Origin of the sequence: Mesorhizobium sp. B2-5-11 (genome assembly GCF_006440835.1) — a bacterium.
In the GTDB taxonomy this organism is placed as follows: domain Bacteria; phylum Pseudomonadota; class Alphaproteobacteria; order Rhizobiales; family Rhizobiaceae; genus Mesorhizobium.
Map to the genome: position 1 here is coordinate 22,476 of NZ_VFUK01000004.1, position 23,272 is coordinate 45,747.

At 63.4% G+C, this 23,272-nt stretch carries 21 protein-coding genes and 2 pseudogenes; 8 read left to right on the forward strand and 15 right to left on the reverse strand.

What is annotated here, in order from left to right:
• Positions 1-34 precede the first annotated feature (34 nt).
• The 6 genes from FJ490_RS13880 to FJ490_RS13905 all read left to right on the forward strand — a co-directional run bounded on the left by FJ490_RS13880 (position 35) and on the right by FJ490_RS13905 (position 5,856).
• The gene (locus tag FJ490_RS13880; RefSeq protein WP_140499861.1) at positions 35-517 is read left to right on the forward strand and encodes a (2Fe-2S)-binding protein; all 483 of its coding nucleotides are present in this window, start codon (positions 35-37) and stop codon (positions 515-517) included.
• 10 nt (positions 518-527) lie between these two features.
• A complete protein-coding gene (locus FJ490_RS33525) occupies positions 528-1,895 on the forward strand; it encodes a xanthine dehydrogenase family protein molybdopterin-binding subunit (protein ID WP_140557949.1) in 1,368 nt (455 codons plus the stop codon).
• Position 1,896: 1 nt separating this feature from the next.
• Positions 1,897-2,901: a molybdopterin cofactor-binding domain-containing protein gene (locus FJ490_RS33530; protein WP_140499865.1), complete on the forward strand. Its 1,005-nt coding sequence runs from the start codon at positions 1,897-1,899 to the stop codon at positions 2,899-2,901.
• A gap of 8 nt (positions 2,902-2,909) precedes the next feature.
• Positions 2,910-3,791 (forward strand): MoxR family ATPase, encoded by an 882-nt coding sequence (locus tag FJ490_RS13895; RefSeq protein WP_140515853.1) that lies wholly within the window; start codon positions 2,910-2,912, stop codon positions 3,789-3,791.
• 101 nt (positions 3,792-3,892) lie between these two features.
• The gene (locus FJ490_RS13900) at positions 3,893-4,969 is read left to right on the forward strand and encodes a VWA domain-containing protein (protein ID WP_181165282.1); all 1,077 of its coding nucleotides are present in this window, start codon (positions 3,893-3,895) and stop codon (positions 4,967-4,969) included.
• Positions 4,969-5,856, forward strand: coding sequence for an amidohydrolase (locus FJ490_RS13905; RefSeq protein WP_181165281.1), 888 nt, complete (start codon positions 4,969-4,971; stop codon positions 5,854-5,856). Before FJ490_RS13900 ends, FJ490_RS13905 begins: the two co-directional genes overlap by 1 nt.
• An 11-nt stretch (positions 5,857-5,867) precedes the next feature.
• Here FJ490_RS13905 and FJ490_RS13910 read toward each other — a convergent pair whose 3' ends face one another.
• The 7 genes from FJ490_RS13910 to FJ490_RS13940 form a co-directional block, all read right to left on the reverse strand.
• Positions 5,868-6,275 carry a carboxymuconolactone decarboxylase family protein gene (locus tag FJ490_RS13910; protein WP_140499869.1) on the reverse strand — a complete coding sequence of 136 codons (408 nt, stop codon included), beginning with the start codon at positions 6,273-6,275 and terminating at the stop codon, positions 5,868-5,870.
• A gap of 258 nt (positions 6,276-6,533) precedes the next feature.
• Positions 6,534-8,030 (reverse strand): sugar ABC transporter ATP-binding protein, encoded by a 1,497-nt coding sequence (locus FJ490_RS13915; protein ID WP_140728488.1) that lies wholly within the window; start codon positions 8,028-8,030, stop codon positions 6,534-6,536.
• Positions 8,030-9,079, reverse strand: coding sequence for a hypothetical protein (locus FJ490_RS13920; RefSeq protein ID WP_140728487.1), 1,050 nt, complete (start codon positions 9,077-9,079; stop codon positions 8,030-8,032). The genes FJ490_RS13915 and FJ490_RS13920 overlap by 1 nt, the downstream gene beginning before the upstream one ends.
• Positions 9,076-11,199 carry an SMP-30/gluconolactonase/LRE family protein gene (locus FJ490_RS13925; protein WP_140728486.1) on the reverse strand — a complete coding sequence of 708 codons (2,124 nt, stop codon included), beginning with the start codon at positions 11,197-11,199 and terminating at the stop codon, positions 9,076-9,078. Before FJ490_RS13925 ends, FJ490_RS13920 begins: the two co-directional genes overlap by 4 nt.
• Before the next feature lie 229 nt (positions 11,200-11,428).
• Positions 11,429-12,454, reverse strand: a complete 1,026-nt coding sequence (locus FJ490_RS13930) for a sugar ABC transporter substrate-binding protein (protein WP_140562376.1) — start codon at positions 12,452-12,454, stop codon at positions 11,429-11,431.
• A gap of 118 nt (positions 12,455-12,572) precedes the next feature.
• On the reverse strand, positions 12,573-13,559 hold the full coding sequence (locus FJ490_RS13935) for an ABC transporter permease (RefSeq protein ID WP_140686671.1): 987 nt from the start codon (positions 13,557-13,559) through the stop codon (positions 12,573-12,575).
• Between the two features lie 170 nt (positions 13,560-13,729).
• Positions 13,730-15,265, reverse strand: a complete 1,536-nt coding sequence (locus tag FJ490_RS13940; protein WP_246672676.1) for a DHA2 family efflux MFS transporter permease subunit — start codon at positions 15,263-15,265, stop codon at positions 13,730-13,732.
• A 19-nt stretch (positions 15,266-15,284) separates the two neighbouring features.
• Here FJ490_RS13940 and FJ490_RS13945 point away from each other — a divergent pair.
• Together FJ490_RS13945 and FJ490_RS13950 are read left to right on the forward strand one after the other, a co-directional pair.
• Positions 15,285-15,531 (forward strand): annotated as a pseudogene (locus tag FJ490_RS13945) (ornithine cyclodeaminase family protein); the annotation flags it as partial.
• A pseudogene (locus FJ490_RS13950) lies at positions 15,531-15,965 on the forward strand (aromatic amino acid lyase); the annotation flags it as partial. The pseudogenes FJ490_RS13945 and FJ490_RS13950, both read left to right, overlap by 1 nt.
• Here the strand turns inward: FJ490_RS13950 and FJ490_RS13955 are convergent.
• From FJ490_RS13955 to FJ490_RS13990, 8 genes are all read right to left on the reverse strand, one after another.
• Positions 15,930-16,730 carry a 3-methyl-2-oxobutanoate hydroxymethyltransferase gene (locus tag FJ490_RS13955; RefSeq protein WP_140728484.1) on the reverse strand — a complete coding sequence of 267 codons (801 nt, stop codon included), beginning with the start codon at positions 16,728-16,730 and terminating at the stop codon, positions 15,930-15,932. The pseudogene FJ490_RS13950 and the gene FJ490_RS13955 overlap by 36 nt on opposite strands.
• Before the next feature lie 49 nt (positions 16,731-16,779).
• The gene (locus FJ490_RS13960; RefSeq protein WP_140515869.1) at positions 16,780-17,091 is read right to left on the reverse strand and encodes a MocE family 2Fe-2S type ferredoxin; all 312 of its coding nucleotides are present in this window, start codon (positions 17,089-17,091) and stop codon (positions 16,780-16,782) included.
• A 28-nt stretch (positions 17,092-17,119) separates the two neighbouring features.
• Positions 17,120-18,202, reverse strand: a complete 1,083-nt coding sequence (locus FJ490_RS13965) for a fatty acid desaturase family protein (RefSeq protein ID WP_140728510.1) — start codon at positions 18,200-18,202, stop codon at positions 17,120-17,122.
• A gap of 85 nt (positions 18,203-18,287) precedes the next feature.
• A complete protein-coding gene (locus FJ490_RS13970; RefSeq protein WP_140728483.1) occupies positions 18,288-19,469 on the reverse strand; it encodes an aldose 1-epimerase family protein in 1,182 nt (393 codons plus the stop codon).
• A 4-nt stretch (positions 19,470-19,473) separates the two neighbouring features.
• Positions 19,474-20,250 carry an ATP-binding cassette domain-containing protein gene (locus FJ490_RS13975; protein ID WP_140499887.1) on the reverse strand — a complete coding sequence of 259 codons (777 nt, stop codon included), beginning with the start codon at positions 20,248-20,250 and terminating at the stop codon, positions 19,474-19,476.
• Positions 20,251-20,252: 2 nt separating this feature from the next.
• The gene (locus tag FJ490_RS13980) at positions 20,253-21,257 is read right to left on the reverse strand and encodes an ABC transporter permease (protein WP_140500161.1); all 1,005 of its coding nucleotides are present in this window, start codon (positions 21,255-21,257) and stop codon (positions 20,253-20,255) included.
• A gap of 58 nt (positions 21,258-21,315) precedes the next feature.
• The gene (locus tag FJ490_RS13985; RefSeq protein WP_140728482.1) at positions 21,316-22,260 is read right to left on the reverse strand and encodes a substrate-binding domain-containing protein; all 945 of its coding nucleotides are present in this window, start codon (positions 22,258-22,260) and stop codon (positions 21,316-21,318) included.
• 55 nt (positions 22,261-22,315) lie between these two features.
• Entirely contained in the window at positions 22,316-23,230 is a 915-nt protein-coding gene (locus tag FJ490_RS13990) for a sugar phosphate isomerase/epimerase (protein ID WP_140567567.1), read from the reverse strand.
• Positions 23,231-23,272 lie beyond the last annotated feature (42 nt).

The window sequence follows — 23,272 nt, forward strand, 5'->3', positions numbered from 1 at the left end:
CTTGCCCTGCGGGGCAGGCGCGCAAGGAGGAAGAATGGCAAAGGTTCCCGTCCAGTTCACGCTCAACGGTTCTGAGAAGGCCGAATTCGTCGAAAGCGGCACCACGCTGCTCAACGCCTTGCGCGACAAGATCGGCGACACTTCGCCGAAGGGCGGCTGCCATCAAGGCACCTGTGGCGCCTGCTCGGTGATCGTCGACGGTGAGCTCCGGCTGTCCTGTTTGACGCTCGCCGAAACCTGCAACGGCGCTGCCATCACCACCACATCGGGTCTTGCCGAAGGCGGCGTCCTGCATCCGCTGCAGCGCGCCTTTCTCGACGCCTTCGCCACCCAATGCGGCTTCTGCACGCCGGGCATGCTCATGGCGGCCAAGGTGTTGCTCGACCACACGCCCGATCCCAGCCGCGACGATGTCGTCGAAGCGCTGTCGGGCAACATATGCCGCTGTACAGGCTACGAGCCTATCATCCAGGCGGTGCTCACCGCCGCTCGCGCCAACTCGCAGAACGCGGCCTGAGGGAAGCAAGATGGAACTGCGCAAAAGCTATTTTTCGGACGTCCGCAAGGATGACCTCAACGAGATCGGCCAGCCGAGGCCCCGCTCGGATTCGCCCGGCCATGTCACCGGCAAAACCGCCTATTTCGCCGACCGCAACTTTCCCGGCATGCTGCATCTGAAGATGGTGCGCAGCCCGCACCATCATGCCCGCATCCGATCGATCGATACGTCCGAAGCGGAAAAACATCCGGGCGTGGTGAAAATTCTCACCGCCAGGGACGTCCCGCACAATGTCTACACCATCCTGATCCTGATCCAGATCGGGCCGGAGGACGAGGCGGTTCTGGCCGACGGCAAGGTGCGCTGGAAGGGCGAGGCCGTGGTGGCGGTGCTGGCCGAGACGGAGCGCGCCGCCCAGGAAGCCGCGGCCAAGGTCAAGGTCGACTACGAGGTGCTGCCGGCCGTCTTCGACATGGAGGAAGCGCTGAAGCCCGGCGCGCCCCTCGTCAACGAGTATCACGGCCAGAACTACTATCTCTATGACAGCGGCGAGTGCCGCAAGGTGCGCTTCGGCGATGTCGAGGCGGGGTTTGCCGAGGCCGACTACGTCCTCGAACAAAGCTACCAGTCCTCGCCGATAGAGCATGCGCCGACCGAGACCACCGGCTGTATCGTGGCACCGGAGGGCAATGACCGCTTCACCTGCTATACCAACACGCAGGCGATGTTCTTCACCCTCGACAACACGTCGATCATTTTGCAGATGCCGGGCAGCAAGCTGCATTTCGTCGGCGGCACGGTCGGCGGCGGCTTTGGCGGCAAGGTCGATGTCATCGTCGAACCGATCGCGATCCTCGGCGCCAAGCTAACAGGGCGACCGGTCTGTTTTACCTACAGCCGCGAGGAGGAGATGCAGATCTCGTCACCTCGCGCGGCCGAAAAGGTCGTCATCAAGGACGGCGTGATGAAGGACGGCCGCATCGTCGCGCGCAAAGTCACCGGCTACACCGACGCCGGCGCCTACTCCCGCCATTCGCCCTATGGCGCCCAGAAGGGCGCGGGGCACTATCCCGGCCCCTACACCATCCCCAATGTCTGGATCGACACGTACTGCGTCTACACCAACCGCACCCCCTCCTCCGCCATGCGCGGCTTCGGCGTCACCATCGGTGACTTCGCGCTGGAGGTGCAGATGGACAAGCTGGCGCGGCTGATCGGCATGGATCCGCTCGAATTCCGCTTCATCAACGCCTATCGCGACGGCGATATGAAGGCGCATCGCCAGCCGACCGAAGGGGCGGCCCTCATAGAGTGCATGCAGGAGGCCTCGCGCGCGGCCAACTGGCCCGTGGCTGAGAAATACATGGCAATGTCCTCCTACGTGAAGGGAGCTTGAGATGGCGATCAGGCGTGGACGCGGCGTCGCCGCGATTAACTATCCCACGGGCATGAACCTTGGCGGCGATCCCACCCAGGCGCTGGTGCATTCGACCCCAACCGGCAATTTCATGGTGACCCTATCATCGGTCGATCTCGGCCAGGGCATGAAGCAGATCATGGCGCAGATCTGCGCCGAGACAATCGGCGTGCCGACCGACCGCGTCGTCGTCGACACCGCCGATACCGACACCGGCCCGCACTGCATGGGCACTTTCGCCTCGCGCGGCACGCACCGCGCCGGCAACGCCGTCATCCAGGCGGCGAGGGAAGCCCGCCAGGTGATGCTGGAAGTGGCGGCGGAGGAATTGGAGGTGAACGCCTCCGACCTCGAGACCGACGGCCAGGGCAACATCCTGGTGAAAGGGGCGCCGCAGAAATCGATCTCGATCTTCGACGTCGCGCTTTCGGCGCATTTCAAGCGCGGCCGCTCGATCTCGGGACGCGGCATGTTTCTCATCCCGCGCTCCTATCCGGAGAAGGAGACCGGCGCGATGAAGCCGTCGACCTGCTACGCGCATGCCTGCACCGTGGCGGAGGTCGAGGTCGACGACGAGACCGGCGAGGTGACGGTGCTGGCGGTGAAGAACGTCTTCGAGATCGGCCGTGCGCTGAACCCCAAGATGGTCGAGCAGCAGCTGGTCGGCGGCTCCTGGATGGGCATCAGCCACGCGCTCTACGAAACGACCGAGCCCTATTATCCCAGCCGTGACCACGGCGGCACCGACTTCAATCAGTATCTGATGCCAGGTCCCGGCGATCTGGCCGAAACCGAGGTCATCGTGCTGGAGCGGCCCTCGGCAGATGGTCCTTACGGCGCCAAGGGGCCCGGCGAAATGTGCGCCAATCCACAGATTCCGGCGGTCGCCAATGCCGTTTTCGACGCTGTCGGCGTGCGCATCGACACGCTACCGATCACGCCGGAACGCATTTTGCGTGCGCTCAAGGCGCAAGCGACGACCTGAGGACCGACATGCCCGAGGTAAACGCCGAAACGGTCGCGACTTCGCCAGAAGCGGTCGCCGAGCGCCTCGCTGCCTCGCATTATCTGGCTGATGAAAGCCTGGCGACGGCTATCTTCCTGGCGATCCGGCTGGGCAAGCCGCTGCTGCTCGAAGGCGCTCCGGGCGTCGGCAAGACGGAAGCGGCCAAGGCAATCGCCGGGCTGCTCGGCCGCGATCTGGTGCGGTTGCAATGCTATGAAGGCATAGACGCCGCGCATGCACTCTATGAGTGGAACTACCAGCGCCAGCTGCTCGCCATCCGCCATGCCGGCGAGCAAGAAGTCGATATCTACGACGACCGCTTTCTGATCGCCCGCCCGCTGCTGCAGGTCCTGAAGGCGCCGGAGCAGCGCATCCTGCTGGTCGACGAGATCGACCGTTCCGACCACGAATTCGAGGCGCTGCTGTTGGAGTTTCTTTCCGACTTCCAGATCAGCATTCCCGAGCGCGGCACCATCCGCGCCACCGCACAGCCGATCGTCATCCTGACCTCCAACCGCACCCGCGAACTCGCCGAAGCGCTCCGGCGGCGTTGCGTCTATCACTGGATTGGCTATCCCGATGCCGAGCGTGAGGCGGCCATCATCATGCTGCGCGCCGGCGATGTCGCAGAGGCAACGGCACGCGCCGTGGCCACAGCCGTGCAGACCATCCGCGCGCGTCCACTCGCCAAGCCGCCCGGCATCGCCGAGGCGGTCGAATGGGCCAATGCCGCGACCATTCTCGAAAAAGGCGGCAGTCCATGGCCGGAAGCCTTCCGCCGCGCCATCGGCGTGCTGATCAAGGACGAGGAGGATCTGTCCTACATCGCGCCCGAGCTCGGCCGGATCGTCGACGAGGTGCTGGCGTGAGCCGCGACGTCATTCAGCAACGCGGGCGGGACAGCGCCCCCCTCTGTCCTGCCGGACATCTCCCCCGCGCCGCAACGCCCTTGCTCAGCTTCGCTCGCCTGCTGCGCCGCTACGGCTTCGCTATTGCCCCGGAACAAGTCTCCCGTTTCATGCAGGCCGTGACCCTGCTGGGGCCGCGCTCGATGGCGGACATCCGTGAGGCGGCCCTGGCCACACTAGCGCCGCCGCCTGACCGCCGCGACGAATTCGAAGCGCATTTCCAGAGCCATTTCTATGGCAACGCGTCAGCTGTGATCGAAGGCGATGCAGACGAGGAAACGCGCATCAAGGATGATGGCGGTGCCGACGACGAACGGATCGAGGCCGAGCAGAAACAGGAAGGCGGCGAGTTGTCTTCCGCCCTGGAGCAGTTGAGCTCGCGCGACTTCCAGCGCGACGACGACAGTCTGACCGCGTTTCGCCGAAAGCTGTCATCGGCCCTGCCCGCCCGACGTTCCTTCCGCACCGTGCGTACCCATTCGCGCGGCAAGCTCGACCTGCGCCGCTCGCTCAGGGAAATCGTCGGCGCAGATGGCGATGTCCCCTCGCCGCTGCTGCGCCGCCGCCAGACCGTGCCGCGCAAACTGCTGCTCTTGATCGATGTCTCCGGCTCGATGAAGCTGCACACCGCCGACTATCTCAAGCTGGCGCATGCCGCCGTGCAGGGCGCGGACCGCGCCGAGATCTTTACCTTCGGCACGCGGCTCACCCGCATCACCTCGGCATTGCGCATCCGCGACCGCGATCAGGCGCTGGCGCGCGCGGCGGCCCAGGTCGACGATTGGGATGGCGGCACCCGCATGGGACCGACCCTGCTGGCATTCCTCTCGGTGCCGCGCTTTTCGTCGTTCACGCGCGGCGCCGCGGTCGTCATTCTCTCCGACGCGCTGGAGCGCGGCGACCATGCCGAACTGGAGATTGCCATGCGCAGGCTTAGCGCCCGCGCCTTCCGGCTGTCGCTGGCGACCCCGCTGGCCGGCGATCCGCGCTTCCAGCCGGCGACAGCGGCGCTGCGCGCCATCCTGCCCGACCTCGACGATCTGGTCGACGGCTCGTCGCTGGCCGGCCTCACCGATTTCATCCTGTCGCTCGCACGCCCCGCCCCGGCGGCCGCGACCATCTGGAAAAGGGTATCGTGATGCAGAAAGCCATCGACGCGCATTTCCACATCTGGCGCCAGAAGGACCAACCATGGCTGGTCGGCCCGATGGTGCCGCGCATCTTCGGCCTTTACGAACCGATCCGCCGCGACTATCCGATCGATGAATTTTTGGCCGACCAAAAAGGTTCGGGCGTCGAAAAAGCCGTCTATGTCCAGACCAATTGGGCCAAGGAGGATTTCGAGAAGGAGGTCGCCTTCCTGCAGAAGACCGCTGACGAGACCGGCTGGCCGCACGCCATCGTCGGCTATGCCGACATGACGGTGGACGATGTCAGGCCGCAGATCGACCGGTTGATGAAATACAGGCTGCTGCGCGGCGTGCGCATGCAACTGCACTGGCACGAGACTCCGGCCTTCCGCTTCGCCGCCTCGGCCGACCAGGTGATCGACCCCAAGGTCCGCGCCAACGTCGCGCGGCTGAAGGATTACGGCCTGTCCTTCGACCTGCAGCTCTTCCCCGCCCAGATGAAGGACGGGCTGACGCTGGTCGGCGAAAACCCGGAGACGAATTTCATCCTGACCCACGCCGGCATGCTGACCGGCATGGAACCGGAAACCACCGAAGCCTGGAAGGCCGGCCTGCGCACACTGTCGGCGGCGCCCAATCTCTACGCCAAGCTGTCTGGCCTCGGCACCTTCGTTCACCGCAACGACCCGGCGCTGATCGCCTACATCATCGACAATGCGATCGATATTCTTGGCAGCGACCATCTGATGTTCGGCTCGAACTTCCCGATCGAGAAGCTCTGGACCGGCCACGCCGAACTGATCAAGGCGCACCGCGATGCGGTGGAGAAGCATGGCACGGCGGCGGAAGCCGACATTTTCTGGAACGCGGCGGAGAAGGTTTACAGGCCGGTGTAGCGCGTCTTTCCTCACTTCACCTCGAACTGTGGATCGACCGGGATCTGCATTGCCGTCACCAGATGGTTGGTCTGTCCCGCCAACCCGATGATCGACACCAGTTCGCCATGCTGTGCGTCTGTCATGCCCTTGGCGCGCGCCGCCGCGGTGTGCGAATGGACGCAATAGGAGCAGCCATTGGCGGTCGACACCGCGATGTAGATCATCTCCTTGGTCAACGGATCGATCGCACTGTCTGCAACCATCACCGCCTTGAGCTGTTCCCAGATACGCTTCAGCGCCGCAGGATCATTGGCCAGCCCGCGCCAGAAATTATTGACGAAATCGGATTTGCGCGTCGCGCGGATGTCGTCGAACACCGCCTTTAAGGCCGGGATTTTCTCCACCTCGGCATCGCTCAGGAGTCTGGTGGTGGCCATGGTGTTTCCTTTCGTTTTTTCAATGCCGAACGTTTGAATCGGACGCTGAACAGCCGCCGCCAATCCATTCACTTCATTCGCCTATTCGCCTTTTGCGACGCAAACAGCACCGCGAGGGTGTGTCGAGATTCAGGTCAGGCCGAGTCGAAAACGACGGGTTCCGAGAACCGGAGCGGAGCGTACTTGAAGTACGTGAGCGCCGGAAGCGCAGGAAGTCGGCGTTTGCAGGCCGGCCTCACCTGAATACCGACACACTCTCTAATGCACCGCCGCATACATAATCTTCTCCTCCGTCGCCTCGGCCGGCGAAAACTCCTCGACGATACGGCCCTGGCGGCAGACCAGGATCCGGTCGGACAGGTTCATGATCTCCGGCAGGTAGGACGAGATGACGACGACGGCCAGACCCTGGTCGGCTAGCCGGTTGATGATCTGGTGGATCTCGGCGATGGCGCCGACATCGACGCCGCGCGTCGGCTCGTCGAAGATGACGACGCGCGGCTTCTGCACCAGCCCCTTGCCGATCACCACCTTCTGCTGGTTGCCGCCGGAAAGCTCGACCACGCGCGCATTGTCGTTGATCGCCCTGATGTTCAGCGTCTTGGTCCATTCGGCGGAGAGCGCGCGCATCTCCTGCTGATTGATCACCCAGCCTTTTTCGCGGCCGGCCGCCAGCAGCCCGCCGAACAGGTTCTCGGCAATGCCCATCGTCTCGAAAATACCTTCGCTCTTGCGGTCCTCCGTGACGTAGACGATGCCGTCGGCCACCGCTTCGCTCGGCACGAGATAGCGCACCGGCCTGTCGTCCAGCTCGATCGCCCCGCCGCGCAGGAAATCGCGTTTGTAAATGCCGGACACGATCTTGAACGTCTCGGTGCGGCCGGAGCCGATCAGCCCGAAGACGCCGGTGATCTGGCCTTCGAAGATCGAGAACGAATTGTTGCGCACGACATTGCTCATTGAGATATCCTGCACCGACAGCACTTTCTTGCCCGCCTTGCGCAGCTTGGCCTCGTCGCGCTGGCGATAGATCTGCCCCGATAGCGTGCGCCCGACCATGGCGGCAACGATCCGGTCGCGATCGAAGGCCGACGTGTCGTCGGTGATGACCAACTCGCCATCGCGCAGGATGGTGATGCGGTCGGCAATCAGCAGCGCCTCCTCCAACGCATGGCTGATGAAGACGATGGAGACGCCGCGCGCCTTGAGCCGCCGAATCAGCGCGAAGAAGTGCCGCTTCTCCTCCGGCGTCAACGTCGCGGTCGGCTCGTCGAAGATAATGATCTCGGCATTGTGGTGCACGGCGCGCGCGATCTCGACCATCTGGCGCTTGGCCGCGCCAAGCGTCGCCACCATGGCGTTCGGGTCGACCGGAAAATTCAGCGACTGCAGGAACTGCTGCGCCGAAATGTAGGTGCCGCGCAGCCGGTTGAGGAATTTCTCGGTGCCGAGATAGAGGTTCTGCGCCACCGTCATCGACGGCACCAGGCTGGTCTCCTGGAACACCATTGCGATGCCCGCCTCGAGCGCCGCATGCGGCGAGGCGTAAGCGATCTCGCGTCCCTTGTGGAACATCTTGCCCGAACTGGCGTCGACCACTCCGGCGATGATCTTGGTCAGCGTCGATTTTCCAGCGCCGTTTTCGCCGAGCAGCGCGTGGATCTCGCCCTTGCGCAATTCGAAGCTGACATTCTTGACCGCGGGCACGCCGCGATAATTTTTGGTGATGTTCTCCAGGCGCACGATCGGTTCCATCAACCCCCCCCGGCATCGACAGCCAACACGCAGTCGCCGCCCTTCGAGGCGACGAACAGTTCGCCATCTTTTTCAACCACGCTGCAAATGCCGTGACGTATGCCGTTGGCGCGGCTGTGCAGGCTGAACCGAGGCTGCATGTTCTGGTCGAGCCTGACCACCAGACCGTAGGAGCGGCTCGGCGACCAGGGCTTGTGGATGCCCATCGTGCGGATGCCGCCGCATTGCAGCGGTTCGAGGAAGCTGCGGCTTGAGGCCAGAGCCGGTGCGATCCAATAGGCCGGCGGCACCTGCTCGATCATGTCCTGACGGTAATGCGTCTCCTGCAGCACGAATTCGATCAGCCGGTTGCGCGGCGCAAACAGGGTCAGCCAGGCGCCGCCATCGGCTGCCGGCGACAGCCGCGCGGGATAGCCGGGCAGATGGGTCAACACCGTCGAGCGGCTGCCGCTTGCCGCCTCGAAGCGGATGAACTGATGGCGCCAGCTCTCGCTCACCAGCACATCCCTGCCGATGGGATGGAGCCCATAGGGAAAGGCGATGGCGCCGGCCACCTTGCGGAAGGTCCTGCCTGCCGCATCCTGCTTCCAAAGCGATCCGGACGCGCCTTTCTTCATCAGGTCGGCCGCCCATTGTGATGGTGCGAATTCGGCCGAACCATTGGCCAGCCACAGAGCGCCGTCATCGGCATAGGCGAGCGCGTTGATGCAGCTGACACCGGCCGGTAGCGAAACATCCCTGCCGCCGACCAGCAGCTTGCCGCTTTCCAATCCGACCGTCAGCTCGCCCGATGGCGAGAGCGCCAGCGCGGAAATGGTGGACGAAAAGGTCTCGACCAGCTTGGGCGCGGTTCCGGCGGCAATCGAATAGACTGCGTTGCCGCTGGAAACGAGCAGCTTGTCGCCAGCACTCAGCAGGTTGTCCGGTTCGGCCAGTTCGGCAAAAGCCGGCGCATCGTCGAGCTGCGTGTTGGGTCGGAAAGCGCCATCCAGCGGCGGGATGGTGACGGCCTTGCCGCGAAAGATATCCAGGACCGGATCGAGGATCATGGCTTTGCTCCCCAATAGGAAGCCGGGCTGGTCCAATTCGGGTCGGCGCCAGCAATCTTGTAGCGGCCGATGCGGTTGTTGAGGATGCCGCCGACGAAGAGATATCCCTTGTGCTCACGCATCGAGGTGACCATCGGATGCGCGCCGCCCGAGAGGTCGCCCATCGCTTCGACGATGTCGCCCTCCTCCGTGAATTTCACCACGCCCCCGGTGTTGATGTTGGGGAACAGCCATTCGTCCTGCGGCAGCCGCCGTGTCATGCGCTTGCGCATGTCGGGATGGCGCAGCGACAGGTCGAAGCTCGGGGTGCGCATGCCGAGCCACGCCATCCAGTAATTGCCGTCGGAAGCGCGGTTGATGTTGTCGGGGTAGCCCGGCATGTCCCGGATGACGCATTCGGCGGTGCCGGCCTTCGGCCCTTCCAGCCAGTAGCGATGCACACGGCAGGCCCAGCTCTCGGCGAAGAACAGCGACTTGCCATCATGCGCCATGCACACGCCGTTGGTGTAGCGGTAGCCGTCGAGCAGCGTCCTGGTCGATCCGTCCTTCGGATCATAGACCAGCAGGCGGCCGGTGGCGCGGTTCTCGATCGAATCCAGCGCCCAGTCATGCGCGTCGTAGCGCTTGGTCGAGTCGGTGAAATAGATGCGGCCGTCCGGTGCAATGTCGCAGTCGTTGGGATCGCGCAGCCGTGCGTCGTCGACGACCGATGTCCAGGAGCGCGACGTTTCGGCCGACAGGCGTTTGACCTCACGATCGGGCGAGACGGAATAGAGCCCCATGGCGCCGACACAACTGATCAGATTGCCTGATTTGTCGAAGGCAAGGCCGAGCGGAAAGCCGCCGATATGAGCGAACACTTCCGACTTCACATAGTCCGGTGCGAAGAAGCGTACGATCTCGCCATGGCGCGTGCCGCAATAGAGGTGGTCGTCACGGTCGAGGATGACATCTTCGGGTCCCTCCAGTTCGCCGAGCCCGATATGGTCGGCGCCCGACAGCCTGTCGTCGAGTTCGTATGATGTGCCGGAGCCGGGCGCCGCCGACTGCGTCTCGCCCATCCTGAGATAGACCGGCGCGACATAGACCTCGTTCAGCACCTTGTGGCGGTTCTTCAGCCAGCGGATGTCGATCGTCACCGCCACCGCCAGCATGATGCCCAGCACCATCTGGTTGGTGCCGGTACCGTAGCCCAGCCTGATCAGGCCGTTGGTCATGGTCAAAACGATGATGGCGCCCATCAGCCCCTTGATCACCGAGCCGCGCCCGCCTCCGAGGCTGACGCCGCCGACCACCGCCGCGGTCAGCGCCATGATCTCGAGGTTGAGGCCGGTGCCCGGCCCTGCTCCGCTCAGCCGGCAAGCTATGAGGAAGCCGCCGATCGAGGCGCAGAAGCCTGAGAAGACATAAGTCATGAACACGGTGCTGCGCACACGGATGCCGGCATTGTGGGCAGAGCGCCGGGAGCCGCCAACCGCCAGCACATGCCAGCCGGGCCGCGAGCGCGTCAGCGCGATATGAGTGACGATGGCGAGGATAATGGCCAGCCACACCGAGACCGACAGGCCCCAGAAGGTGCCGTCGCCGATGAAGTCGAGCACATCGGAGGTGGCTTGGGACAGCTGCACATCGGCGGCATAGGTGGTGACCAGGATGTCGAACAGCGCCCGCCCGAAAATGAAGGTCACCAGCGTGGTGAGGAAGGCGCGCAGCCTGAGGTATCCGACGAGATAGCCGTTGACGGCGCCGAAGACGAGGCCGGCGGCAAGCGAAGCGGCCAGCGCCAGCCAGATCGACTGTTCGAGGATGAAGAAGACATAGACGGCCGAAAAGCAGGACAGCGCAAAGATCGAGCCGACCGACAGGTCGATGCCGCCGCCAAGCATCACCACCGTCATGCCGGTGACGACCATCGAGAATTCACCGAGCTGGCGGGTCGATTCCTGCAGCGAGGTCAGTTTGAAGAAGCCCGGAATGATCGAACCGAACACGCCGAGTGTTGCCACCAGTGCCAGGAAGGGAATGGCATTGTCGGTCCAGCGCTTGGTCAGTATCTCGCCGACCAGATGGTCGGGCACGAGATTGTAGCGCCAGGCCTGGAGGCGTTCGCGAAAGGACATCAGGTCACTGCTATTGCGAGAGAAGAGAAAAAGGTGGCCGGGTAATCGCTCCGGAGCAATTCTCAACTTCGCCGCTGCCCCTCATCCGCCTGCCGGCACCTTCTCCCCGTGAAGACGCCCCCTCTCCCCGTTTTCACGAAGAGAGGGTAAGGTGAGGGGCAGCGCCGAGGTTGGCGATTGTCCACGTACAACCCGGCCGCCATGTTGATATCAGGCGTAAACTCGCGACCTACTTCGCCGCGGCTTCCGCTTGCAACGCCTTCAGGTCCCAGCAGCTGTCGGGCTTGAGGTCGGCCTTGGTCGTCGCCTTCTCCAGCGTGTAGATGTAGGTGTGCGACGTGCCGGCCGGCTGGCCGCTCTGCAGCAGGAACTTTATGATGGCATTCATGTCGCCCGACTGCCGGGCAAGGTCGGTCATGACAACCGCGCCATAAGTGCCGTCCTGCAGCTTGTCGCAGTCGGCCGCCTTTTCGCCGCCGCCGGTGGTGACCAGGAAAACCTTGCCGTCGAGCTTGGCGTCACGGATCGCGGCCGACGCGCCGGTAGCATCACCATCCCAGAAGTCGATGATCGAGCAGATGTCGGGGTTCTGCTGCAGCATCGTCGTCGTGACATTGCGCGAGGTGGTCGCATCCCAGTTGGAGTCGGGCTTGGCCACGACCTGAAACTCGGGATGCTTTTCCAGTACCTTCATGATGCCGGCGTACTGATAAAGGCTGGAGGAGTTCGCTTGATCGCCCTGCACAAGGCCGATCTTTTTGGACGAGTTCTCGCCGCAGCCCTTGATCGCGGCTTCCGCCTCGAGTTGGCCGAGCCGGTCCCAATCGCTGCCGACAAAGGCATCGGCCGGGAAATTGGCGGGATTGTCGACCAGGATCACGTAGGTGCCGGCTGCCTGCGCCTTCTTCATCAGCTTGGAGTAGGAATTGAGGTCGGGCGCGTGGATGATCAGCACGTCAGGCCTGGTGTCGGAGGAGATGGCATCGGTGATCGCCTGCGCGCCGGCATCGACGACCCAGTTCGGATCGCGCGTCTCGAACGTGCCGCCCCAGGCCTCGACTTCGGTCTTCAAATAGTGCGCCCAGCCCTGCGCCAGGTCGAAGCCCATCGCCAGCGGCACCAGCATGACGCGTTTGCCCTTGAGTGCCTGCGCATAGGCAGCGGGGCCCGGATCATCGGCAGCGAAGCTCGGCGCCACGAACGCGGTGACCGCAAGCGCCGTCGCGGCGGCCATCAATGTTTTGATCAGTTTCATGTCACATCCTCTGGTTGGTCGTTGTTATTTACGGCCGGCCCCAACCGTCCGCTTTGGTCTAGTCTTCCTGTTTGAGCATGATCTTTTCCGAAAAGTTCCCACTTTTCGGGATCATGCTCTAGATGTCGCCCTGCTGCGCCGTCTGTTCGTCACGCGGATTGATGATGCCGTCGACGATGATGGCACCGAGCAGGATCGCCGCCTTGATCAGGTTTTGGTAGAGCAGCGGAATGTCGATGATGGTCATCGCATTGAGCAGGATGCCGATCAGCGCCGCTCCGACCAGCACGTTTCGCACCCCGCCTCGTCCGCCCGAAAGCCCGATGCCGCCGATCACCGCCACCAGCACGATGTCGTAGAGCAGCGTCGAGTTGACGACGCGGGTGTTGATCGAATGCAGGCTGGCCGCTGTCAGCAGGCCGGCGATCAGCGCCACGAAGGCGGAAAGCACATAGCGCAGCACCAGCATCGGCCGCACTGGAATACCGATGTTGCGCGCGGCGACCGGATTGTCGCCGGCGAAATAGACGTAGCGTCCCCATTTGGTGTAGCGCAGGAACAGGAAGAACAGGAAGGCGAGCCCAGCGAAGACGAACACCTCGATGGGAATGTCGAGGAAGCGCAGGCCGCCAAGCAGTTCCACCCAATGGCCCTGCGGCACCGGAACCGCATCCTGCGTGATCAGTTGCGAGCGCACATAGCCGAAGACGAAGGAGCCGGTGGCAAGCGTCACGAAGATCGCCGGCACGTCGGCGTAAGCGACGAGAAAGCCGTTGAGCAGGCCGATGGCGAGCACGCCGGCCAGCACATAGGCGAAGGCGAGCCCGTCAGGCGTTCCTGAATTCATCAACTGCAGATACCAGGCGACCGACATCGCCATGATCGCCACCGCCGAGAGGTCGATGCCACGGCCAATGATGACGACCGCCATGCCCAATGCCAATATGCCCAGTACCGAGACCGAACGAACGATGGCAACGAGATTGTTCGGAGCGATGAAGCCCGGCAGGCCTATGGCCGCGGCAATGAACAGCATCACCGCTATGGCAAAGACAATACCTTCCTGGTTCAGGCTCTTGAAACTCGGCCGACCGATCGCGTTCATTGTCTGTCTTCACCCCGGCGGCAGCGCTGCCGCCCCTGGGAAGAAAGCTAATCGGCTCAACGTCGGTTCGTCAAATGAATCCGCGTTCAAAACACGGACTGCCGACGAGACTCGCGATGTGGACGCATTGATTGCTGATGCTGGCGCAATGCCTGGAAACTTCAGCGCTTTTAGCAATTGTTTGCGCCATCCCTGCGTCTTGCGCAAGCACGACACCAAGGCGCAAGGCGAAGATGGAATTTAACCCTGCGGTGGATGGGAAAATTCAATTTTCGGTTCCCGGCCATGTGGCCGGAAACCTCGGCGCCGGCGGTCCTCGGCAACACCAGGAAACGGAACGACGCCACCAGCCCGATGACGCCGATCACCAGGAAGGTGACTCGAAAATCGACAAGGTCCAGCGCCGGCTGGGCCCTGGCGATCTGCGACAGGTTGAGGATCGCCGCAGCTATCGCCACACCGAACAGCATTGCCACCTGCTGCAGCATCGAGGACAGGGTCGCCGCCGAGCTGCGCTGCGCCGCGGCGATATCGGCGAAGGCCAGCGTGTTCAGCGCCGTGAACTGCATGGAACGCGACAGGCCGGCGATCAGCATCAGCCCCACCACGAGCGCCTGCGGCGTCTGCGGCGAGATCGCCGCGCAGGCCATGATGGACGCGGACGCGATGATACCGTTGACGACCATCACCGAACGAAAGCCGAAGTGGCGCAGCATCGGCGTCGTCACCGTCTTCATCCCGAGATTGCCGAGGAAATAGGCCAGGATCATCATGCCGGCATCGACCGGGCTCATGCCAAAGCCGACCTGGAACAAAAGCGGCAGCAGGAACGGCGTGGCGTTGATCGCGACGCGGAATATGGTGCCGGCCGCAAGCGTCGAGATGGCGAAGGTCAGCACCTTGAACGAGGACAGGTCGAGCAGCGGATGGGGCGCGCGCCGGAGATGCCGCACCGCCAGCCAGCCGATGACGATCCCTGCCGCGATCAGCAGCACCGTCGGCAGCACGCCGTCGTCGGGATGCGCGATGCGCTCAAGGCCGTAGAGCAGGCAAGCAAGTCCCGTCGATGTCAGGAAGAAACCCGGCCAGTCGAGTGGCTTGGGATCGGCTTCACGGTCACCGGGGATGAAGCGGGCGACCAGCGCCAGCCCGATCAGCCCAAGCGGGATGTTGATGAAGAAATTCCAGTGCCAGGAGAGATAGGTGGTGATGAAACCGCCAAGCACCGGACCAACGACAGGCGCGAACAGCGCCGGCCAGGTGATGAGCGCGGTTGCGTTGAGCAGTTCCGATTTTGACGCGTTGCGCAGCACCAGGATGCGGCCGACCGGCGTCATCAATGCGCTGCCCAGCCCTTGCGCGGCGCGCGCCGCGACGAACTCGGTGAGATTCTCGGAGAAGCCGCAGGCGAGCGAAGCCAGCGTGAACAGTGCGATCGCCACCAGGAAGATGTTGCGCGCGCCGAACCGGTCGGCGAGCCAGCCCGACAGGGGCACGAACACCGCCATGGTCAGCATATAGATGGTGATGCCGATGCTCATCGCCACCGCCGGCACGCCGAAGGAGGCACCCATCTGCGGCAGCGACGTCGAGATGATCGTCGAATCCAAGAGCTGCATGAAGAAGGCGATGGCGACGATCAGCGCCACACGCCGCGAATTCCTGGCTGGGTCGGCTGAAGCTTCAATCTCGGGAATGGCAGTCATGACGGACCGCTTTGAACAGCATTTGACCGACGGCGTCCAGATCCGTGTCCATTCGCGCCGGCCGGAAAAGCCGCGACGGCTTTGCCGCCAGGCTCTCCACCGATCTCGGCAAGCCGGTCAAGGCTGTGGCCGATTGGCAAAGTTGCGTCGAGGGCGCCGACATCGTCGTCGAGGCCTCGCGGCTGCCGGAACCGCAGCCGCTGCTGAAGACCGAGTGGATCAAGCGTGGCGCGCTGGTCCTGCCCTATGGCACGATGAGCGCGGTCCGAAATACCTGTCGCCGGTCGGCGGCGCATCGGCCGGCTTCGCGCCGCTGCAGAAGGCGGTAACATCGATCCTGGCCGCCATCCGCCACGAGGCCAATCCGGTGATGCTCGATTTCCTGCCCGTCTCCGAGGACGTCGAGGACCATGCCACGCAAACGCCGCTGGCCGTTTCGAAATGCGCCGCCATGATCGCACTGTGGCGCCGGTTGATCGCCTTCGAACTGATGGCGGCCGCCCAGGCCGTCGACCTGCGCGACGGGCTGACGCTGGCGCCGCGCACAGCCGCTATCCATACGGCGATACGCGCGCTGGTGCCGGCGCTGAAGGAGGATCGGGCGCTCGGCATCGAAGCCGAAGCGCTTCATGCCGCGCTCGCCAGCGACAGATGGCAGCCGATCTTAGCCCCGGCCGACCTTGTCGAGGAACAGGCGTAGCTCGGCCGGGTCCATGTGCACCACATGCCTGTCCTCGGGATAGACGCCGCTGTTGACGTCGGCGACATATTCGGAGAATGCGGCCACCCGCTCCGCCTGCAACCGATCATATTCAGCGGAGAAGTTGCGATAGACCTTGGAGTGTCGTGGCATGTGGCCCCGATTCTGCCCGAGGATATCTTCGGCGAACAGATATTGCGCGTCGCAACCGGTGCCCGCGCCCATCGACAGCATGATCAGCGAGGTACGCTCGGAGATCGCCTTGGCGACCTCGACCGGCACCACTTCGATTTCGGCGCCGATCGCGCCGGCGCCCTCGAGCTGTTTCACCGCTTCGAACACCTGCATGGCGGTGTCGGCGGTTTTGCCGACCGCCTTGAAGCCGCCGGTCCACGTCGCGCGGGATGGAATGAGGCCGACATGGCCGATGACGGGGATGGCATCGTCCGCCATCCGCTTGATGGTGGCGTAGCCCGCGCTGCAATAGACCGCGTCGGCGCCGGCCTTGTAGAGCCGGAAAGCCCAACGCAGGAAATCATCCGATGTGCCGATTTCGTAGAAATTGTCTCCCGGCATGGTGAACAGGCTCGGTGCCGCATCGCGGTATTGCGGGTTGAGCACGAGTTCCGGCGGCACGGAGACGATATCGACCCCTGCCCGCTCGGCAGCTTCCGCCTCGTCCAGGGTCAGCACGCGCAGCATGGTCAGCTGACGCTTGCCTTTCATGGCGCGCAGGTCGGCGACGGTCGGTCTCTTTCGGCTCATTAAACGTTCCTCTTTTGCTTGCCGCGGTGCCGGATCGGTGTGCCGCGCTTCAGATCTCGATCATCACCTTGCCAGCTTCGATCTTCACCGGATAGGTCGCAAGATTAACGCAGACCGGCGCGCCCTTGGCCTGGCCGGTCTTATAGTTGAAGCGGCCATTGTGCTTGGGACATTCGATGATGTCGTCCATCACCAGCCCGTCGGCGAGATGTGCCTTCTCATGCGTGCAGAAACCGTCGGTGGCGAAGAATTCATTGTCCGGGGAGCGATAGATCGCGAAGGTTCGGCCACCGTGGTCGAAGCGGATGACATCCTCTTCCTCGACATCGTCCACCGCACACGCTTCAATCCAATCGACCATCTCTGTCTCCCGCAACCATTCGCGATCCTTATTCAGCCGCCGCCGACATGTCGAACTCATGGAATTCGCCGCGATAGGGCCTGGCCGTCGGCGGCAGCTCGCGCTTGAGGTAGTAGTCCTCGTATTTCAGCTGCCTGAGCAGGACCGGCCAGACCTCGCGATAGGCATGCCACATCGACGGGTTCGGCACGGGCAGGTCGTGCTTGATCAGCTCATGCAGCCTGGGCAGCGCATGATAGGGCACCATCGGAAACATGTGGTGCTCCACATGATAGTTCATGTTCCAGTAGATGAACCGGCTGATCGGGTTCATGTAGACGGTGCGCGTGTTGAGCCGGTGGTCGACGACATTGTCGGCCAGCCCGATATGCTGCAGCAGGCCGGTGGTCACCATGTGCCAGGTGCCGTAGAGGCGCGGCAAACCAATCAGCACCACCGGTATCCATGACCTGAGGACGACCGCGACAGCGATCGTCGCAATGTACACGGCAACATGCCACCGCGCGGCCGTCACGGCCTTTGCCCATTCCATTTCCGGAACATAGCTCTTCTCCTCGTCGGACAGCTTGCCGAACGCCTGACGCACGAGCGTCGGCAGCGAATAGCGGAAATCGAGGATGCCGGTGAAGGCCAGCGCCGCCTTCAACAGGTCCGGCGGCCGCATGACGGCGATCTCGGCGTCGCGGCCGACGATGATGGTGTCGGTGTGGTGGCGGGCATGGCTCCAGCGCCATTGCACTGGATTGCGCATCAGCATGAAGGAGGCGATGTGGTACACGACATCATTCATCCAGCGCGTGCGGAAGGCCGTGCCATGGCCGCATTCGTGCCAGCGCGAGTCACTCGACGAGCCGTATAGCACGCCGTAGACGAACAGGAACGGCACCACCCACCATGAGCCCCAGAACCAGATAATGCCGGCGGCCGAGCCCAGGATCGCAACAATCCAGATGATGGTGTCGCGGATCGCCGGCCCGTCGGAACGCTGCATCAGATCCTTCATCACCTTGCGGGGGACATCGGTGTGGTACCATTCGGCGGAGGCCAGGCCGGTCTCGATCGCGGCTCTGGTGCTTTCACCGACCAGGCTGTAATCCCGCTTTTTTGCCATCGTCTTCACACGGGCCTCCAAACTTCTCGCACCGCTCGCAATCCGGTCCGCCGACCGGAGGGCTTGCTTTGAATACATGTCGCGCTCATGCCGGGCCCGCCAGTCTCCGGAAATTGCCGGAGGGTCGAGGATAATCCTGTTCGGGCTGGCGGGCGATTGCCGCAATCCTGGCTTCGGCGCCGGTGATCGCTTCCCTGCCGTCCAGGACCCGGAACACGGCATCGTAGGCGCGGCCTTCGTCATGCTCCAGCCAGATCATCTCGCCGCGTTCGCGCGCGGCGAGATCGCCGAGCACATGATGCGTCGATGGCTCGATGCCCAGCGCATACTGTCCGGCCTGGAAATTCTGCCATTGATAGGCGCAAGGCAGCTGGTCTTTCCGCGTCACCATCTCGAAACCGAGGCCGAGCCGGTCGTTGACCACCGCCACTGGTACCTCGCCCTTTCCATCGGCGTCCATTTCATGCTGCCAGACCTGTTCGCTGAACCCCATTCGCGGTTCCGGCACGGTGCGGTAGCCGACCTTCTGCGCCTCATAGCGCTCGCCGGCATGGCCGGCCCACACCACGTCGCGGATTGGCGCGAGGTAGCGCGAGCCCTCGTCAAGCAGGGGATGACTGACATTCACATGGTAGAAATACATATGCGGCGTGCGATTGAAGCCATGGTTCACGACGCGGTCGGACAGCCGGATCTCGTTGCCGCCGACATCCGCCTCGATCCGCCGGATCAGATGCAGATCCTCGCCGAACACCGCCGATTGCTGCACGATGCCTTCCGCCCACAGCACGCAGCGGTCGCCGTCCCACGCCTCACCGTAGCCGGTCAGCCGTGCCGGGATGGTGCCGACACGGCCATGCAGCGAATGGATCACGGTCTTCTTGCCGGGATAGTTGTAGTTCTCGGCCGGCACCTCTTCCCGACCCAGTATATGGTCGAGGCCGCAGGTGACCAGCAAACCGGAAAAGGAGCGCGCCCAGGCCAGCCCCCCTTCCCCCTCATAGTCGTGAAGACCGGGGTTGCGAAAACCGCCCGGCGAGTGCCAGCCGATCGCCTGGCCCTTGAAGTCGCAATCGGCGATGTCGAGCGCGCGGTCGACGAGTGCGGTGAAGCGCAGGCCGGAGCCGGTGCGGAACTCCAGCATGCGGACACCGCGCTCCACCCCGTCGCCGAGGGTCATCAGCCGCACGCCGGCGAACTGCGACAGCATGCCGGAGCGTTCCGAGACCTGCCGGCGCGAGAGCGTCTTGCCGTAAAGCTCTACCATGCCGTCACTGCGCCCTCTTCATCAGAGCCGACAGGTCGGCGCCGGTGATGATGCTTTCCACGGTCAGCAGATCGGTATCGGCGACCGTCTGCTCGGCAACGATCTCGCCGCGGCGCATGACGATGATGCGGTCGGCAACCTCGAACACGTGATGGATGTTGTGGGTGATGAGCAGCACCGAATGGCCGGCCTGACGCATCTCCTTGACGAAGCGCAGCACGCCATGGGTTTCCTCGACGCCGAGATTGTTGGTCGGCTCGTCGAGGATGATCACCTTGGCGGCGAACTGCATGGCCCGCGAAATGGCGATCGACTGGCGCTCGCCGCCCGACAGCGTTGAGACCAGCGCGTCGGCGTCGAGTTTCTTCGAGATGCCGACGCGCTTCAGCAGGGAGGAGGCAGCATCGCGCAGCTTGGCGAGATCGAGCGGCGCAAACACGCCCAACCATTTGAAATTGACCGGTTCGCGGCCGAGGAAGAGGTTGCGCGCGATACTGAGATCCGGCGCCAGCGACGTATCCTGGTGGATGGTCTCGATGCCGAGATCCATCGCGTCGCGCGTCGAGCGGATCGAAACCTTCTGCCCGCGCACATAGATGTCACCGCGATCGACCGGGAAGACGCCGGAGATCGCCTTGATCAGCGTCGATTTGCCGGCGCCATTGTCGCCGAGCAGGGCCACTATCTCGCCTTCTCTCAGCGTCAGCGAGGCATTCTTCAGCGCGCGCACGCTGCCGAAGGATTTTTGCAGGTTCTGCAGCCGAAGCACTTCTTGCATCATAGTCAGCTCCTTGCCGCGTTTTTCTGCAGCAAAGCATGCAGGATGAGCATGGCGAGGATGATCACGCCGACGAAGATGTTGTAGGCGAGGCCGGGCACGCCGACGAGCACGATGCCGTTACGGATGGCGCGCAGCATCAGCGCGCCGACGATGGTGCCCAGGATGGTGCCGCGTCCGCCGGTCAGCGCCGTGCCGCCAACCACCACCATGGCGATCACTTCGAGCTCATAGCCTGTGCCGGCCACCGGCGAAGCGGCCGAAATACGAAAGGCGCTGATCATGCCGGCAAGCCCGGCCAGCACCGAGGTGGCGATGAACAGCCATATCTTGACGGCGTCCGCCGGCACGCCGCGGGCCACTGCCGCGTTGCGGTTGGAACCGATGGCGCTGATCCAGTTGCCGAGCTTGGCATAGCGCAGGACGTAGATTGCCAGCAACGACAGGCCGACGAACCACCACAGCGAGGTGTAGAAGCGGAACGAGCCGATATTGAAGCTGCCGGCAAGCAGCGTCACGAAGAAGCCAGGCTGGTCCCACGACTTCAGCGGGAAACCCTGGGTGATGTAGAGGGCCGCGCCGCGCACGATCAGCAGCATGGACAGGGTCACCAGGAATGACGAGATGCCGATCTTGGTGACGATCACCCCATTGATCGCCCCAATCGCGATGCACAGTAAAAGTCCAGCCAGAAGGGCGACGCCGATATCCACCCCGCCGTTCTGCACCAGAAGCATCACGACCACCGGCGCCAGGCCGAATACGGCACCGACCGACAGGTCGAACTCGCCGGCCGTCAAAAGCAGCGTCATGCCGAGCGCGATGATGCCGAGCTCGGGCAGGAACGCCATCATGTTGGAGATGTTGAGCGGCGACAGGAAATTGCCGTCCGCGATCGCGAATACCACGAGAAGGACGACGAGGATGATGAACGAGGAAAATTGTGGCGAGCGCATCAGCCTCGACCTGCTCCTGGCGCTTGCTGCGCCCTCTTCCGCGGTGACTGCCATGACGTTCTGAACCATGCTGTTTGCAGGCGCCCGCCGCCGGCGCGGCGGGCGTCCATTTTCACTTCTTGTCGTAGAGTTTGAGGATCGGCTCGACGCTCGAAGGATCGTAGAGACCGAAGGTATGGATGTCGTAGCCGATCGGCTCGCCCGAGGCGGCAAGCCCGAGCAGCGCCACCGGCATGAAGCCCTGTGCCGATGGGTACTGCCAGGCGGCCGCGTTGACGAAACCGTCCTTGACGGCTTGCGCCGTCTCCTTCGAATTGCCCCAGCCGACGACCGGGATTTTGCCTGCCGGCACGCCGGCGCCGTCGAAGACCCGCTTGACGCTGGCCGCCACGGAATCGCCGAGCGCGATGATCGCCGGCGGATTGTTGGCAACCATATAGTCGGTCATCTTGGCGATGATGCCGGCCGGATCGGTGCCGCAATCAACCACGTCGTACTTGATGCCGAGCGGATCAAAGACGCTGGCGATGCCTTCGGTCTCGAGCTGCTGGTAGCTTGCGCCGGGGACTTCGACCGGCAGAAAGACCCTGTCACCCTGCTTCACCATTTTGTGGTCGACAAGATACTTTGCCCAGATCGTGCCGGCCTCCTTCAGGTCGGCGCCGACATAGGCCTGCCGCCCCGTCGCCGGATCGTCGGTGTTGAAGAACACGATCGGGATGCCGGCGGCCTTCGCGGCCTTGACCTCCTCGGTCCACAGGCCAGGCTGCGCCGAGGTGGTGGCGATGCCATCGGGCTTGGCGGCAAGCGCGGAATTGAAGGCTTCCTTCTGCGCCGCCATGTCGCCGCCGCTGAAGGAGATCTTGCAGGTCACCTTGAGCTGGTCGCAGGCCTTTGTGGCGCCGGCGTTCCAGTCGATCCAGAACGCATCCGACGGGCCGCCATGGGACAGTAGATAAAAGGTCTTCTGGCCGTCCTGTGCCTGCGCGGCCGACCCGAACGCGATGCCGGCAAGCACAGTCGCGGCGGCCGCCAATTTCAATGCAAATTTCAACATTGCTTTCCTCCTTGTTTGGAGCCGTGCCGCCATGCACAGGCGGCGCGGCCGGCCGTCACAGGCCGTTGGCGCGGAACTTCCCGTCGAGGAATGTCTTGGCGCGCGGCACGTCGTCTTCCGACAGGTGCTCGATGATGACCGGAATGTTCGGGTGCTTCTCGGCAAGCCGCTGAAGATAAAGGTCGTAGTTGAGCGAGCCGAGGCCGGGCGCCGGCAGTTCGATCTCGCCGACGCCGCGGAAGGTGTGGCTTTCCATGGCATCCTCATCGCCGATGTCGGCGTGCTTTTCCGACTTGTCGCTGCCCGAGCGCTTGACGTCCTTGGCATGCGCTATCTTGATTTTGTCCGTCAACGTGTCGAACACCTGGTTCAGGATCTGGTCCATTCTGTCGATGTTGTGCGTCTCGAAGTAGTTGGTCGGGTCCATCAAGAGGCCCAGGCCGGGATGGTCGACCTGCGCGAACATTTTGACCGTCTCCTCGACCGAGCCGACGACGTTGTTGACATAGGTTTCGAGCAGGAAGACCGCGCCATGGTCATAGGCGGTCTGGGCAAGGTCAGCGATCACCTTGCGGCATTCCTCGAACCCCTCCTCGGTCTTGTTCTTGGGGTGGTGCACCCAGTCGGATTCGGTGTTGTAAGTGCCGGTTTCCGAGATCACGTAGGGCGAGCCGAAATGGCGGGCGTTGCGGATGATCTCCTTGAGGTAGCCGACGCGCTTGTCGCGCTCTGCCTTGTCGGGATGGATGATGTTGGTGTAGCCCGACACGCAGCAGACCGGCAGGTTGTGGTCGCGGAAGACATCGCGCACGGTCTTGGCCTTGTCCTTGGTGATCTGCCCGGCCGACAGGTCGATATCCCTGAAATGCAGGTCGAGCTGCACCGTGTTGAAACCGAGCCCGCGGATCTTCTTCGCCGTCTCTTCGAGGCCGTACGGGAAATAGCCCGTGAAAATACCTGCCTGCATCATGGTGTGAATTCCTCCCTGTAAGCGATTCAGTTACCAGTGATT